Annotated in this window: 13 protein-coding genes; 12 read left to right on the plus strand and 1 reads right to left on the minus strand. The window is 72.2% G+C overall.

Annotated features, from left to right (window positions below; translation table 11 throughout):
* The first annotated feature begins 41 nt into the window (after window positions 1-41).
* The gene (locus BLW85_RS29320; RefSeq protein ID WP_070025448.1) at window positions 42-410 is read left to right on the plus strand and encodes a nuclear transport factor 2 family protein; all 369 of its coding nucleotides are present in this window, start codon (window positions 42-44) and stop codon (window positions 408-410) included.
* 85 nt (window positions 411-495) lie between these two features.
* The gene (locus BLW85_RS29325) at window positions 496-2,064 is read left to right on the plus strand and encodes an MmgE/PrpD family protein (RefSeq protein ID WP_079172449.1); all 1,569 of its coding nucleotides are present in this window, start codon (window positions 496-498) and stop codon (window positions 2,062-2,064) included.
* 163 nt (window positions 2,065-2,227) lie between these two features.
* Here the strand turns inward: BLW85_RS29325 and BLW85_RS29330 are convergent, their stop codons facing one another.
* Window positions 2,228-3,013: a GntR family transcriptional regulator gene (locus BLW85_RS29330; protein ID WP_070025449.1), complete on the minus strand. Its 786-nt coding sequence runs from the start codon at window positions 3,011-3,013 to the stop codon at window positions 2,228-2,230.
* A gap of 325 nt (window positions 3,014-3,338) precedes the next feature.
* On the opposite strand from BLW85_RS29330, the gene BLW85_RS29335 reads away from it, so the two are divergent.
* From BLW85_RS29335 to BLW85_RS29380, 10 genes are all read left to right on the plus strand, one after another.
* A complete protein-coding gene (locus tag BLW85_RS29335; protein WP_074993837.1) occupies window positions 3,339-4,616 on the plus strand; it encodes an extracellular solute-binding protein in 1,278 nt (425 codons plus the stop codon).
* 112 nt (window positions 4,617-4,728) lie between these two features.
* Window positions 4,729-5,727: a carbohydrate ABC transporter permease gene (locus tag BLW85_RS29340; protein WP_070025451.1), complete on the plus strand. Its 999-nt coding sequence runs from the start codon at window positions 4,729-4,731 to the stop codon at window positions 5,725-5,727.
* A complete protein-coding gene (locus BLW85_RS29345) occupies window positions 5,724-6,554 on the plus strand; it encodes a carbohydrate ABC transporter permease (RefSeq protein ID WP_070025452.1) in 831 nt (276 codons plus the stop codon). Before BLW85_RS29340 ends, BLW85_RS29345 begins: the two co-directional genes overlap by 4 nt.
* 7 nt (window positions 6,555-6,561) lie before the next feature.
* A complete protein-coding gene (locus BLW85_RS29350) occupies window positions 6,562-8,073 on the plus strand; it encodes a glycoside hydrolase family 3 protein (protein WP_070025453.1) in 1,512 nt (503 codons plus the stop codon).
* Window positions 8,074-8,404: 331 nt separating this feature from the next.
* Window positions 8,405-9,436: a phytanoyl-CoA dioxygenase family protein gene (locus BLW85_RS29355; protein WP_074993839.1), complete on the plus strand. Its 1,032-nt coding sequence runs from the start codon at window positions 8,405-8,407 to the stop codon at window positions 9,434-9,436.
* On the plus strand, window positions 9,433-10,716 hold the full coding sequence (locus BLW85_RS29360) for a DUF6271 family protein (RefSeq protein ID WP_074993841.1): 1,284 nt from the start codon (window positions 9,433-9,435) through the stop codon (window positions 10,714-10,716). The genes BLW85_RS29355 and BLW85_RS29360 overlap by 4 nt, the downstream gene beginning before the upstream one ends.
* The gene (locus tag BLW85_RS29365) at window positions 10,713-11,975 is read left to right on the plus strand and encodes a type III PLP-dependent enzyme (protein ID WP_074993843.1); all 1,263 of its coding nucleotides are present in this window, start codon (window positions 10,713-10,715) and stop codon (window positions 11,973-11,975) included. The genes BLW85_RS29360 and BLW85_RS29365 overlap by 4 nt, the downstream gene beginning before the upstream one ends.
* A 1-nt stretch (window position 11,976) precedes the next feature.
* Window positions 11,977-12,510 carry a GNAT family N-acetyltransferase gene (locus BLW85_RS29370; RefSeq protein ID WP_070025457.1) on the plus strand — a complete coding sequence of 178 codons (534 nt, stop codon included), beginning with the start codon at window positions 11,977-11,979 and terminating at the stop codon, window positions 12,508-12,510.
* Complete coding sequence (locus BLW85_RS29375) at window positions 12,510-13,685, plus strand: MFS transporter (RefSeq protein WP_074993845.1); 1,176 nt, start codon at window positions 12,510-12,512, stop codon at window positions 13,683-13,685. The genes BLW85_RS29370 and BLW85_RS29375 overlap by 1 nt, the downstream gene beginning before the upstream one ends.
* Before the next feature lie 79 nt (window positions 13,686-13,764).
* A complete protein-coding gene (locus tag BLW85_RS29380; protein WP_425275350.1) occupies window positions 13,765-14,769 on the plus strand; it encodes a phosphotransferase in 1,005 nt (334 codons plus the stop codon).
* The last annotated feature ends 103 nt before the right edge of the window (window positions 14,770-14,872 follow it).

Below are 14,872 nucleotides of genomic sequence, written 5' to 3' on the forward strand. Positions count from 1 at the left end.
CGAAGAACCGAAGAAGCACCACCAAAAAGGAGATCGCCCGCATGAGCGACCTGACCACCACCGTCACCCGCTACCTCGACATCTGGAACGAGGCGGACGCCGAGAAGCGCGCCGCGGCCATCGCCGAGCTGTTCACCGCCGACGCCCCGTACATCGACCCGCTGGCCGCGGTCGAGGGTCACGAGGGTTTCGCGGCCGTGGTGGCCGGCGCCCGTGACCAGTTCAAGGGCCTCTCCTTCGAGCTGCACGGCACCGTCGACGCCCACCACAACCAGGCCCGCTTCCAGTGGGGCCTGGTGACCGAGCCGGGCGCCGAGCCGGTCGCCATCGGCTTCGACGTCCTCGTCACCGACGAGGCCGGCAAGATCAAGGCCGTCTACGGCTTCCTGGACAAGGTCCCGGCCGCGTAACACCGCACCACCCCGCGGGAGCACCGGGCCCACCGGTGCTCCCGCCGTCGTGTTCCCCTCGACGCACGCACGGAAGGTACCCGCCATGACCGCCGTCCTCGCGGAGAGCGTCGCCCGGGCGCTGTGCGCCGACTGGGCCGAACAGGCCCAGGTCTCGTCCCGGACCGCCCACGGCTCCGCCGGCGCGGACACCCCGCTGCGCGAACTCTCTCACTGGGCCGCCACCTTGCGGCCGCAGGCCATCCCGTGCCGGGTGCTCAAGCTCGCCGCGAGCCAGGTGCTGTCGCAGATCGCCTCCATCCGCGCCGGACTCCAGCACCCGCTCGGCCGCAAGCTGGTGGCCGCCTTCGGGCACCCCATGCAGCGCGACCCCCGGCAGGCCGCCGGCGTCTTCGCCGCGCTCGGCTCCTGGCTCAACCTCGACGACACCGCGTACGCCGGACACCTGTCCAACTCCACCGTCGCCGTCCCGCTCGCCTTCGCCTACGCCCGCCGCCTGGACGGCCTGTCCCTGCTGACCTCGGTGGTCGTGGCCAACGAGTGCGCGGCCCGCATCACCGCCTCCGCGACCCTCGGCCCGCTGCGCGGCCAGAGCGCCGTGCACACCCACCTGGCCGGCGCGGTCGCCGGCCGGCTGCACTGCGACCGGGCCCCGGCGAGCCTGTACGAGAACGCCTTCGGGCTGGCCTTCGCCATGCCCAACTGGCCCCTGATGCGCGCCTTCCTGGCCAGCGACGCCCGGCTGTTCAACACCTTCACCCCGGTGCGCACGGCGATGGACGCCTGCGACGCGGCCTACGCGGGGCTGCGCGGGGCGCCCGACATCATGGAGCACAGCGACGGCTTCCTCGCCCGCTTCGCCACCGTGCCGCTGCCGCAGGCGGTCGCCAAGGGCCTCGGCCGCCGCTGGCACACCGACACCCTCTCCTTCAAGATGCACCCCGGCGGACCCGGCATCGACGCGGCCGTGGACTGCGCCGCCGAGATCCACCGCGAACTGGGCCCGCTGCGACCGCGGGACGTCGCCGAGGTCGTGGTGGAGGCGTCCCTCTACACCCTGTTCGCGGGGGAGCGGGCCGCCGCCTACGTCACCGGCCCCGGCTCCCCGCTCGGCGCACTGGTCCTCGACGTCCCCTACCCCGTGGCCACCACCCTGCTCACCGGCGAGTTCTCGGTGGACGACTTCTCCTCCCCGCACGTGGACGACCTCGACCGCTGGGCCCTGGCCAAGCGGATCCGGCTGGAGCACGACACCGAGATGACCCGCGAACTCTTCCTGTCCGACGCCCCGTTCGGCGAGGCGGTGCGGGAGGCGGGCGACCTGGCCGTGCCGTGGCTGCGCGGCTTCGGCGGCGACGAACTCGTGGACCTGGTGGGTGCGGCACGGGCCGACGACCGCGACTTCTCCCGCTCCACCAAGGCCACCGGCGCCCGGGTCACCGTCCGCCTCACCGACGGCCGCGTCGTCTCCCGCACCCGGCTGATCCCGGTCGGCGCCGCGGGCCCGGAGACCCGCGCCCACCACACCGACCTGGTCCGCGAGAAGTTCCTCGCGGTGGGCGGCCCCCAGGAGGTCGCCGACACGGTGGACCGCCTCCACCGGATGCGCCCGCGGGCGGTACGCCGGTGGATCGAGACGGCGTTCCTGGACTGACCGGCGGCACGGCCAAGAACCCCGACCGGTCACCTCGCGCCACGGGCAGAAGGCGGCGCGGGGGCCGGTCGCGGCGACGCGCGGTGATTGTCCACCAGGCTCAACAGGGCGATGTCGAAGGGACCTGAGTGCCCCGGCGCCCTCGCGACTGGAGGGTGGACGCTCAGTCCCGGCGCGCGGGCGTCGCCAGCGGAGGCCGGCGCAGCGTGGCCACGAACTTGTACCGCGACCCCCGGTAGACCGCCCGCACCCACTCCACCGCAGACCCCTCCGCGTCCCGCGAGTGCCGCGACAGCAGCAGCATCGGCAGGCCCACGTCGGTCGCCAGCAACTCCGCCTCCCGGGGAGTCGACAGGGACGTCTCGATCGTCTCGTCGGCCGACGTCAGCCGCACCCCGTAGACCTCCGCGAGCGCGGTGTAGAGGGAGGGGCAGGAGTCCAGCACGCCGCGCAGCCCGGGAAAGCGCCGGGCCGACAGATGCGTCGTCTCGATCGCCATCGGCTCCCCGCTGGCCAGCCGCAGCCGCTCGATCCGCAGCACGGGCTCCCCGACCGCGATGTCCAGCAGTTCCGCCAGTCGCGCGTCCGCCGGCACCTCCCCGACGTCGAGGACCTGCGAGGCCGGTGCCAGCCCCTGTGCCCGCATGTCCTCGGTGTGCGAGGTCAGCTGGAGGGTGCGGTACAGCTTCGGCTGCGCCACGAACGTGCCCTTGCCCTGGATGCGGTCCAGCCGACCCTCGCCGACCAGTTCCTGGAGCGCCTGGCGCACGGTGGTCCGGGACGTGTCGAACCGCACGGCGAGCAGCCGTTCCGCCGGTACCGCGCAACCGGGCTGCAGCGCGTCGGTCATGGCGAGCAACTGCTGCTTGATCCGGTAGTACTTCGGCACGCGCGCGCTGCGGCCGGCCGGCCCCCCGCGCGGCTGGCCGCTGCTGACGTCGGTGGTCATGCCTGCCTTCCCGGCTGTGTCGATGGGCTCCCGTTATAGCGACCAAGTGCCCTATGGTCTAGTCCAAAAGAACGGGCCGGGCGAAAGGGACGGATGCGGACGCGGGCCCGGGCACCGAAGCGGACGAAAGCACTCCGGTGACTTTCTCGTAACGGCCTCCATCCGCCTCCGGGACCACCCTTGACACCCCGAAAGGTCTAGGCCAAGCTCCACCGTACTGGTCTACACCATTAGTGGCCAGGTCCCGAGCCCTACGTGCAACAGCGTCGTACGCAGGTCACCGCCGAGGGCGTGGGGGGTTAGTGGCATCCCTGAGGAGGGTGGCGTGAAGCGCAAGCTCGCAGCCGCGATAGTGATCGCGGGCATGATGGTCTCCGTTGCGGCGTGCGGCGGGAGCAAGAGCGACGACAGCAAGGACGCGGGTCCGGACAGCTGGAAGGGCCAGACGCTGACCGTCTGGACGATGGACGGCTCCGCGCCCGAGCAGTGGACCAAGGACGTCCAGGCCGCCTTCGAGAAGAAGACCGGCGCCAGGGTGAAGTTCGAGATCCAGAAGTGGGACGGGATCCAGCAGAAGATCACCACCGCCCTCTCGGAGGACAACCCGCCGGACGTCCTGGAGGTCGGCAACACCCAGACCCCCGCCTACGCCTCCACCGGCGGCCTCGCCGACCTCAGCGACGTCAAGAAGGCCGTCGGCGCCGACTGGACCGCCTCCGTCTCCCAGTCCTCCGTCTTCGACGGCAAGCAGTACGCCGCCCCCTGGTACTTCGCCAACCGCGTCGTCATCTACAACAAGAAGATCTGGTCCCAGGCCGGCATCACGTCCACGCCGAAGACCCGTGACGAGTTCTTCAAGGACCTGGACACCATCGGCAAGAAGACGGACGCCGAGCCGATCTACCTGCCTGGCCAGAACTGGTACTTCCTGGACGGCCTGATCGTCGGCCAGGGCGGCGACCTGGTGAAGAGGCAGGGCGACAAGTACGTCTCCAACCTCGCCGACCCCAAGGTGAGCGCGGCCATGGAGATCTACAAGAAGTACGCCTCCTACTCCAAGGCCCCCAAGGACAAGGACGAGGCCACCCCGCAGCAGGCGACGGTCTTCGCCAAGGGCAAGACCGGTGCCTTCATCGGCATGGGCTGGGAGGCCGCCACCGCCATCCAGGCCAACAAGGCCATCGAGAAGGACCTCGGCTACTTCACCATCCCGGGCGCCACCGCGGACAAGCCCGAGGGCGTCTTCCTCGGCGGCTCCAACCTGGCCGTCGCCCAGAACAGCAAGAAGCAGTCCCTGGCCAAGGAGTTCCTGAAGGTCGCCCTGTCCGACCAGTACGAGGGCGAGCTGGCCAAGCTCAGCGGCGTCATCCCGAACAAGGAGTCCCTGGAGAGCAACCTCAAGGGCAACGGCGCCGCCGAGGCCGCGGCCCCGGGCGCCGCGGTCGGCGGCACCACCCCGCTGATCCCCGAGTGGGCCGCGGTGGAGAACACCCCGAACCCCATCAAGTCGTACATGACCGCCGTGCTGAACGGTAAGTCCCCGGCCGCCGCCGCCAAGGACGTCGAGGGCCAGATCAACGAGCGTCTGGCCCAGCAGAACTAGTCCCACGCCGGGGGCGTCACCGCGACGCCCCCGGCTCACCTGCGCCGTGCGCGTTCCCCTGGCGCCCGCAGGGCACACGAATGCCGTACGGCCACGGAAGAGATGACGACTCATGTCAGTGCAGACCGAAGGCACGGACACGGCCGGGGAGCCCGCTGTCCGCAAGGCCCGGGTGCCGGCGCCCCCGCGCGGTGAGGCCGGCGCCTCCCGGTCCGCGGCCGGCCGTGCCGCCGCCGCCCCCTATCTCCTCCTGCTGCCCGCGCTGGCGGCCACACTGGTCCTGCTGGGCTGGCCGCTGGTCAAGAACGGCATGCTGTCGTTCCAGAACCTCAACCCGCGGCAGCTCATCCAGCACCTCACCGAGTGGAACGGCTTCCACAACTACCAGCAGGTCCTGACCGGTTCGGACTTCTGGAAGGTCGTCGAGCGCTCGGTCTTCTTCACCGCCGCCAACGTCGTCCTGATCATGGTGATCGGCACCCTGACCGGACTGCTGCTGGCCCGCCTCGGCAAGAAGATGCGCCTCACCCTCCTGGTGGGCCTCGTGCTCGCCTGGGCCATGCCCGTCATCGCCGCCACCACCGTCTACCAGTGGCTGTTCGCCCAGCGCTTCGGCGTCGTCAACTGGGTCCTGGACAAGCTGGGCTGGCACTCGATGGCCGACTACAACTGGATGGGCGGCCAGTTCTCCACGTTCTTCGTGATCGTCGTGCTCATCGTGTGGCAGTCGGTCCCGTTCGTCGCGATCAACCTGTACGCCGCCACCACCACCATCCCCAAGGAACTGTACGAGGCGGCGTCCCTGGACGGCGCCGGCGCCTGGCAGAGCTTCACCTCCGTGACCCTGCCCTTCCTGCGGCCCTTCCTCTACTCCACGACCTTCCTCGAGGTCATCTGGGTCTTCAAGGCGTTCCCGCAGGTCTTCGCCATGAACGAGGGCGGTCCCGACCGGCTCACCGAGACCCTGCCGATCTACGCCTACGTCGAGGGCGTCGGCAACCAGCACTTCGGGGTCGGCGCGGCGATCTCCTTCCTGACCATCCTGGTGCTGCTCGTCATCACCTCGTACTACCTGCGCATGGTGCTCAAGCAAGAGGAGGACGAGCTGTGAAGCGCTCGCTCTTCGGCCGTATCTGGCCCAACGCGACCGCCGTCGTCCTCTTCGTCGGCTTCGTGTTCCCCGTCTACTGGATGTTCGCCACGGCCTTCAAGCCGACCGGCGACATCATCACCGAGAACCCGGTGTGGTTCCCCACCCACGTCACCTTCGGCCACTTCGACAAGGCGGTCCACGCGGACCACTTCTGGACGCTGGTCGTCAACTCCGTCACCGTGACGCTCTGTTCGGTGGTGCTGTCGCTCGTCATCGCCCTGTTCGCCTCGTTCGCGCTCGCCCGGATGCGGTTCAAGGGCCGGCGCGGGTTCATCATCACGTTCATGCTGGCGCAGATGGCCCCCTGGGAGGTCATGATCATCGCCATCTACATGATCGTGCGCGACGGCGACATGCTGAACAGCCTGGTGCCGCTCACCGTCTTCTACGCGATGATGGTGCTGCCCCTCACCGTCCTGACGCTGCGCGGCTACATCGCCGCCGTGCCGAAGGAGCTGGAGGAGTCGGCGATGGTCGACGGCTGCACCCGCGTCCAGGCCTTCCGCAAGGTGATCTTCCCGCTGCTCGCGCCCGGTCTGATGGCCACCTCGCTGTTCGGGTTCATCACCGCCTGGAACGAGTTCCCGCTGGTCCTGATCCTCAACAAGGACATCGAGAAGCAGACCCTGCCGCTGTGGCTGTCCCAGTTCCAGACCGCCTTCGGCGACGACTGGGGCGCCACCATGGCCGCGTCGTCCCTGTTCGCGCTGCCCATCCTGATCCTCTTCATCTTCCTGCAACGCAAGGCTGTCAGCGGTCTGACCGACGGCGCCGTGAAGGGATGACGCCCCCATGACCACACTCGCCACCACCGGGTCCGGCAGCGGCTCCGCCGCGGGCGACACCCTCACCCGGGACGCCCTCGCGGTGCTGCAACCGGGGTTCGCCGGCACCACCGTCCCCGACTGGGTGCGCCGCCGCCTGGGGGAGGGCCTCGCCTCCGTCGCCCTGTTCGGCCGCAACGTCGTCGACGAGGCCCAGGTCACCGCGCTGACCGCGCAGCTGCGCGCGGAGCGGGACGACCTGCTGATCGCCATCGACGAGGAGAGCGGTGACGTCACGCGCCTCGACGTGCGCACCGGCTCCGCCCTCCCCGGCAACCACGCCCTCGGCGCCGTCGACGACCCGGACCTGACCCGTGCCGTCTCCCGCGAGCTGGGCCGCCGCCTCGCCGCCTGCGGCGTCAACTTCGACTGGGCGCCCTCCGCCGACGTCAACGCCAACCCGGACAACCCCGTCATCGGTGTCCGCTCCTTCGGCGCCGACACCGACCTGGTCGCCCGGCACACCGCCGCCTGGGTCGAGGGGCTCCAGTCCACCGGCGTCGCCGCCTGCACCAAGCACTTCCCGGGTCACGGCGACACCAACGTCGACTCGCACCACGTCGTCCCCCGCATCGACGTCGACGCGGAGACCCTCTTCGCCCGCGAACTGCCCCCGTTCCGCGCGGCGATCGCCGCCGGCACCCGGGCGATCATGAGCGCGCACATCCTCGTCCCGGCCCTGGACCCGGACCGCCCCGGCACCCTCTCCCCGCGCGTGCTGACCGAGCTGCTGCGTGGCGAACTCGGCTACCAGGGGCTGATCGTCACCGACGGCATCGACATGCACGCGATCTCCGGCACCTACGGCATGGCGCACGGCGTCGTCCTCGCCATCGCGGCCGGCGCCGACGCCATCTGCGTGGGCGGCGGACCGTCCGACGAGGGCACCGTGCTCGAACTGCGGGACGCGCTGGTGGCCGCCGTACGCTCCGGCGAACTGCCCGAGGAGCGGCTCGCCGACGCGGCCGCCCGGGTGCGCGAGCTGGCGAGCTGGACCGCCGCCGCGCGCGGCGACGCGGCGAAGACGGAACCCGCGCCGGAGATCGGTCTGACCGCGGCCCGCCGCGCGGTGCGCGTGACCCGGTCCGGGCCGGCCGCGCCCGTCGACGCGCCCGTGTACGTGGCCCAGTTCAACCCCGAACCCAATATCGCCGTCGGCGACCAGACCCCCTGGGGCGTCGCCGACGAGCTGCGGCGGCTGCTGCCCGGCAGCAGTGCCGGCTCCTTCACCGGCGCGGACGCGGGCGCCCTCGCCCTCGCCGCCGCCGACGGCCGCCGGATCGTCGCCGTGGTCCGCGACGAACACCGCCACGACTGGATGCGCACCGCCCTCGACACCCTGCTCGCCGCCCGCCCCGACACCGTCGTCGTGGAGATGGGCCTGCCCGGCGCCGCCCCGCGCGGTGCCCTGCACATCGCCACCTACGGCGCCGCCCGCGTCTGCGGCGTCGCGGCCGCCGAGGCCGTCGTCGCGGGCTGAGCCCCGCCCCACCCCGGCGGGGACCGCCCGCCCCGGTCCGGCGGGGACCGCGTCTCCGCCCCGAGTCCGGTGAGGATCGCCTCCTCGCCCGCAGTTCCGGCGGGGACCGTCGTCCTCGCCCCGAGTCCGGTGAGGATCGCTTCCTCACCCCCACCCGGCGGGGACCGTGTCCCCGCCCCGCACGGCCGTCGCCCGTCCCCCACACGCCCGACCGGCGGGCGGCGGCCGCCCTCCACGCCTTTCAGGGAACCTGGTGGCCCTCTCGCGCCCCGGCGCATGCCACCGGCACATGTCTCACCGCCATCCGCATCCGTCATCCCGGAGTGCCCGCATGCAGACACCCGCCCCCTATCTCCACCGCGCGGCGTCCCACCGCCCCTACTTCAGCGCCGACGGCGAGACCTACCTCGCCCCGACCCCCCTGCGCGACATCCAGAAGTCCCTCCCGCTCAGGGTCCTTTCCGAAGACGACCTCGCCTTCTGGCAGACGTACGGCTACGTCGTCGTCCGCGAGGCCATCACCCCCGGCGAGGCCAAACAACTCCTGGACTTCGCCTGGCAGTTCCAGGGACTCGACCCCGACCGGCCGGACACCTGGTACGAGGAACCGGAGTTCCGCTCCGAACTCGACCAGCACCTGTTCATCTACGGCTTCGTCGAGGCGTACCACCACCAGCTCATCTGGAACAGCCGCCAGACCCAGCGGGTCCACGACGCCTTCGTGGACGTCTGGGACTGCGAGGAGCTGTGGGTCACCCTCGACCGCCTCAACCTCAACCCGCCCAACACGCGCACCCGTTCGCGCGCCCTGATCGACCCCACCGACGAGGGCTTCGACATCGAACTGCACTGGGACGTCGACACCACCCTCGCCGTGCTGCCCCAGCGCGTGCAGGGCATCATCGCCCTCAACGACACCCGCCCCGAACTCGGCGGCTTCCAGTGCGCCCCGGAACTCTTCCGGCGCTTCGAGGAATGGCGCGTCGCCCAGCCACCGGGCCGCGACCCCATCCGACCGAACGCCGACCGTGCCGAGTTCCCCGTGGTCCGCCCCGACCTCCAGGCCGGCGACCTGCTGATCTTCAACGGCCTGCTCGCGCACGGCGTCGCCCCGAACCGCTCTGACAACGGTGTCCGGGCCGTGCAGTACCTGTCGATGATGCCCGCCCTGGAGGAGCACACCGCCCTGCGCGACTCCCGCGTGCACTCCTGGCGCACCCTCGCCACCCCCGACTGGAACGGCACCCTGCTCGGTGACGCCCGCCTACCGGAGGCCCTGCGCTACGGGCCCGCCGAACTGACCGGGCTCGGGCGCAAGCTGCTCGGCCTCGACTCCTGGACCAGCGGGGACGACGCACAGTGAACCGGATCTGCCTCTGCCTGCCCACCAACCGGGCCTGCCCCACGACGATCACCGCCCTGCACGCCGAAGCCGACTACGCCGCCCGGCACTTCGGCGCCGACGTCCAGCTGCTGATCCTCGACTCCGCCGACGAGCGCACCCGGGCCGACCACCTGAACACGATCGCCGCACTGCCCGAGCGGCCGCGCGTCACGGTCCACCACCTGGACGAGACCGAGCAGCGCGCCCGGCTCGGCGAGCTGATCGAGAAGGCGGGCCTGCCCTCCCGCCTGCTGCCCCTGATGCTCCCGCCCACCGTCTCCTACGGCGCCTGCACCAACCGCGCCTTCCTGTTCGCGGCCGCCCTCGGCTGCGACTCCGTGCACCGCAGGGACTCCGACAGCACCTACCAACTCCACGCCGGACAACCGGTGTTCCCCGTCCACCACGAGCTGCCCTGGCTGGGCCGCCCCGCCGCCGAGGCCACGGCCGCCGGCCTGCGCACCGACCTCGACCCGGCCCACGCCCACCACCCGGTGTCCATGGCCGGCGCCTCCTTCATCGGCGAACTCTCCGTCGACATCGGCGAGATACGGAACCTGGACCCGGCCGTCTACCACGACGTGGTCAGCCTCTGGGCCCCCGGCGACTGGCCGGAGGAGCGCACCCGGGACCTGGTGGCCGAGTCCTTCACGGGCGCGGGCACCGCCCCCTTCACCGGCGATCGTTCGACCCTCACCCTGGTCGACCCGATGCGGGTGGACATGTGCAACATCGCCTTCGACCGGGCGGTCTACGAACGGGTCCCGCTGCCACCGGCCACCGACACCATCGGCAGCGACTACTTCCTCATCCACCTCGTCCACGACGCGACCCTGCCCGGCATCCTGCACAACCGCCACATCGAGAACTTCCACACCCCCGAACGCCGCACCCCCGCCGGCTTCCTCGCCTACCAGCGCCGCTTCGTGAAGTTCCTGCTGTCGATGCGCTACTTCCACCACGTCTACGACCGCATGGCCGGCGCGGGCACCGCCCTCCTGGACGACCTCGGACACGTGCGGCCCGAGACGGTCACGGCCTTCCTCCGCGAGAGCACCGCCCTGGACCGCACCGAGAACATCTGGCGCCTGGACCGGCTGGACACGGCCTACCGCAAACTGGGCGGCAGATACGCCGAGTTCGCCGACCTGGTGGCGGGGGAGCGCGAGACCCTGCTGGACGAGGCACGGTCGGACATCGAGGACTACGCCCGGCTGATCGAGTCCTGGCCCGCGCTGATCGAGGCGGCCCGCACATGAGCGCACCGCAGGGGCACGGCGCCGGGCCCGGCGCGCGGCCGCAGGCCCGGGACCGCGAGCGCCCGCCGCGCACCCGGGCGGGCGCGCTCACCGCGGCCCTGTCCGCCGCCGACACCGACCGCATCGTCTACGACCTCACCGGCATCGAGCGCCAGTACGACTTACTGCTGGCCGAGCTGCCCGGCACCCTGGTCCGCTTCGCCCTCAAGGCCTGCCCGGTGGACGAGGTCCTCACCTGCCTCGCCGACCGCGGCGCGGGATTCGACGCCGCGAGCCCCGCCGAGATCGCCCAGGCCCTGCGCACCGGCGTCGGCCCCGACCGCGTCCACTACGGCAACACGGTCAAGTCCGACCAGGACATCCGCGAGGCCCACCGGCTGGGCGTGCGCACCTACGCCACCGACAGCGTCGAGGACGTCACGGCCATCGCCCGGCACGCCCCCGGCGCCCGGGTGTTCTGCCGCCTCGCCACCAGCGGGCAGGGCGCGCTGTGGGGCCTGAACCGCAAGTTCGGCTGCGCCCCCGAGGACGCCGTAAGGGTGCTGGAGACCGCCCGCGCGGCGGGCCTGACCCCGGCCGGGCTCTCCGTCCACGTCGGCTCCCAGCAGATGACCGCCGAGGGCTGGCAGGCGGCCTTCGACCTGCTCGCCGACACCCTGACCGCGCTGGCCGGGCGGGGGATCGCACCCGACCACGTCAATCTCGGCGGCGGCCTGCCCGCGCTCGGCTACCGGGACCGGCAGGGCAACCCCCTCGACCCGCCCCTCGACAAGATCCTCACCGTGCTCCGCGAGGGCATGGAGCGCCTGCGCGCCCTCGCCCCCGTCGACTTCGTCATGGAACCCGGCCGCCACCTGGTCGCCGACCACGGCGCCGTCCGCGCCCATGTCGCCCGCCTCACCCGCCGCCGGCAACCGGACGGCGAGGACGCGCACTGGCTGTACCTCAGCTGCGGCAAGTTCAACGGCCTCTACGAGATGGACCAGCTGACCCACGAGATGGTCTTCCCCGGCCAGCCCGCCACGGCGGACACGGTGCCCGCGATCGTCGCCGGTCCGACGTGCGACAGCGACGACGCGTACGGGGAGGGCCGCCACCCGGTGCGCGTTCCCGTGACGGTCACCTCCGGCGACCCGGTGTGGATCCTCTCCGCCGGCGCCTACGCCACCAGCTACACCACCCGGGGCTTCAACGGCTTCGGTCCACTGCCCTGCTCCTGCGTCCGCACGCACCACCGTCCAGACGACGAACGGCCTTGAGATGGAACACCGCATCCACATCCGGGAGATCTCGGCCCGCGACTGGCCCCGCCTCGCGGCCCTGGAACACGAGGCCTACGCGCACCTCTTGCTCGCCGAGGGCGAGGAACTGCTGCGCTCCCGGGCCGCCTCCTCACCCGCCACCTGCTTCGCCCTCGACGCGGACGGCCGCCTCGCGGGCTACGCCCTGGCCCTGCCCTACCCCCACCTCGACTGCCCGGACCCCACCCGCCCGGAACACGCGGTCCACCGCGCCACCACCAACCTCCACCTGCACGACCTCGTGATCAGCGCGCCCCTGCGCCGCAGGGGTCTCGGCAGCCGCCTGGCCCGCCATGTGACCGGCGTGGCCGCCGCGTTGGGCTTCGAGACCGTCTCGCTGGTCGCGGTCGACGGCAAGGAGACGTTCTGGCGCGGCAACGGCTACGAACCCCACCACGAGGCCCGCGTCCCGGCGGCCTACGGCAGGGACGCGCTCTACATGTCCGCGGCCACGACCGCACTCCTGCCCCGCGAGACGGTGAGGACCCGCTGATGCCCTCCTTCCCGCGGGCCAAGTGGTCGATCGCGGCACTGTTCTGCTTCCTCGGCTTCCAGTACGGCACCTGGGTCTCCCGCCTCCCCGCGCTGAAGACCCGCCTGGACCTGGGAGCCGGGGAAGTGGGCCTCCTCCTGATGGCCTGCGGCGCGGGCGCCGCGGCCGCGTTCCCCCTGGTCGCGGTCCTGATGCGGCGCCTGGGCTCGCGCCGTCTGGCCCTGTGGTCGGCGCTGGCCCTGGTCGCCGTACTGGCGGCCCTGTCGGTGGTCCCCGACTACCCCCTCGCGCTCCTCGCGGTCTGCGCGGACGGCGTGGCCGTCGGCTGCCTCAACGTCGCCATGAACGCCCAGGGCGCGGCCCTGGAGACGGCGTACGGCCGGACGGCGATGTCCCAGCTGCACGCCACGTTCAGCGCGGGCCTGCTCGGGGCGTCCCTCCTCACCTCGGGGGTCACCTCCCTGACGCAGTCGGTCCCGGTCCACTTCGCGGCGGCCGGAGCGCTCCTGCTCCTCCTGCCGGCGACCGCCCGCCGGGCCCTGCTGCCCGACACCTCCCCACCGCCCGCCACCACCGGGAAACAGCCGAGACGCCGCAGGCTGCCCTCCTGGACCACCCTCCTGATGGGCTGCGCCATGACGTTCGGCACCATCACGGAGGGGGCGATGAACGACTGGTCGACCCTCTACCTCAAGGACTCGGTCAAGGCGTCGTCCACGGTGGCCCCGCTGGGCATCGCGGTCGTCTCCGCGACGATGCTCCTGGCCCGGGCGTGCGCGGACCGCTGGCGCGACCGCTGGGGCGACGGCCCGGTGGTGCGGGCCGGCAGCGCGCTGGCCGCCGTGGGTCTGGCCTTGGCCCTGTCGGCCGGCGGGGTGGTCCCGACCCTCCTCGGCTTCGCCTGCGTGGGCCTGGGCGCGGCCGCCATCACCCCGTGCGTCTACGTCGCCGCCGCCGAACACGGCTCCGACGCGCTGTCGTTGGTCGCCGCCATGGGCACCACGGGCCTGCTGGCGGGCCCCGCCCTGATCGGCTTCGTGGCGGGCGCGGGCGGTCTCACCCTGGGCATGGCGGTGGTCGCGGCCTCGGCCCTGGCGGTCACCCTGACCGCGACCTGGATCCCCTGGCGCGAGCGCGCCGCCCGGCGGGCCGGGCAACCGGTGGCCACCGCATAACTGTTCGCGCGCGCACCGCGTCCTGGCATAGCGTCGTCGGCCGAAAGGATCGTGAACCCACCTCTACCGAAGGATCGCCGTGGCGACGGAGGACGAGCCCCCCAGATCGCTGCCCTGGCACCGGCTGGCCGCCGCGGCGCGCTCCGCGCTCGGCGGCGGCCGCCGGCTGGAAGCGGCACGGCGGCTGGCGGGCGGCAGCAAGAAGGGCGTCTACCGCCTGCGGATGGACGACGCGACGACGGCGATCGCCTACGTCTGGGACGACAGTGAGAACTACTGGCCCGCGACGGCCGGCGACGACGACCTTGCGGACCCCTTCGCACCGGGCACCGGCCCGGACCTCTTCGCGGCCGCCCACACCCGGCTGACCGCCCTGGGCGTCCGCGTCCCGGCGCTCCGCCTCCTCGACCGGACCGGCTCGGGCCTGGCGATCGTCGAGGACCTCGGTGGCCGGACCCTGGAGGCGCTGCTCGCCGACGCCCCCCAGGCGGCCGCCCGGGCCATGGCCGGACTGCGCGACGCCCTGTCGGCGATGCACGCCCACCGGGCCCCCGGCTACGGCAAGGTGGCCCTGGTCGACGGCGGGGGCCGCGCGCACGGCACGAGCTGCGAGCAGGTCGTCCTGGCCCGGGCCCTTCAGGACCTGGCCGAGGGCGCCGTACGCGAGCCCCGTCTCGCGGCGGCCAGGACCCGCCTGACGGACCACCTGCTCGCCCTGGCCACCGAGGTGCGCCCCCGTACGCGTCACACGGTGGTCCACGGTGAACTGGGCCCGGACCACGTCCTGGTGGACGAGACGGGCACCCCCGCCCTGATCGACATCGAGGGCACCCTGTACTTCGACCGGGAGTGGGAACACGCCTACCTCCGCATCCGGCTGGGCGACTCCTACGACCCCCTCTTCGACCCCGGTCTGGACGCCCCCAGGCTCGCCCTCTACACCCTGGCCCACCACCTCTCCCTCACCGCGGGACCGCTGCGCCTGCTGGACGGCGACTTCCCCCACCGCGCGGTGATGCGGGCGATCGCGGAGCACAACCTGAGGAAGGCCCTGCATCACGAACGCATGACGACTTTTCATTGAATCGCCAACTGCCTTCACAGGTTTTCTGGCGGGCGGTCGCGCCGGTTGCCGGTGCCGGCGCCCCCGTCGTGCTCCCGCTGCCGGGCCTGACGACGAAGCGCCG

This window comes from Streptomyces misionensis (assembly GCF_900104815.1).
GTDB classification, from domain to species: domain Bacteria; phylum Actinomycetota; class Actinomycetes; order Streptomycetales; family Streptomycetaceae; genus Streptomyces; species Streptomyces misionensis.

Bases quoted from the DNA above. Each gene is read 5' to 3' on its own strand.
- BLW85_RS29370 (WP_070025457.1), top strand. From the start codon at position 11,977: ATGGAACACCGCATCCACATCCGGGAGATCTCGGCCCGCGACTGGCCC.
- BLW85_RS29350 (WP_070025453.1), top strand. From the start codon at position 6,562: ATGACCACACTCGCCACCACCGGGTCCGGCAGCGGCTCCGCCGCGGGC.
- BLW85_RS29355 (WP_074993839.1), top strand. From the start codon at position 8,405: ATGCAGACACCCGCCCCCTATCTCCACCGCGCGGCGTCCCACCGCCCC.
- BLW85_RS29340 (WP_070025451.1), top strand. From the start codon at position 4,729: ATGTCAGTGCAGACCGAAGGCACGGACACGGCCGGGGAGCCCGCTGTC.
- BLW85_RS29365 (WP_074993843.1), top strand. From the start codon at position 10,713: ATGAGCGCACCGCAGGGGCACGGCGCCGGGCCCGGCGCGCGGCCGCAG.
- BLW85_RS29375 (WP_074993845.1), top strand. From the start codon at position 12,510: ATGCCCTCCTTCCCGCGGGCCAAGTGGTCGATCGCGGCACTGTTCTGC.
- BLW85_RS29330 (WP_070025449.1), bottom strand. From the start codon at position 3,013: ATGACCACCGACGTCAGCAGCGGCCAGCCGCGCGGGGGGCCGGCCGGC.
- BLW85_RS29325 (WP_079172449.1), top strand. From the start codon at position 496: ATGACCGCCGTCCTCGCGGAGAGCGTCGCCCGGGCGCTGTGCGCCGAC.
- BLW85_RS29320 (WP_070025448.1), top strand. From the start codon at position 42: ATGAGCGACCTGACCACCACCGTCACCCGCTACCTCGACATCTGGAAC.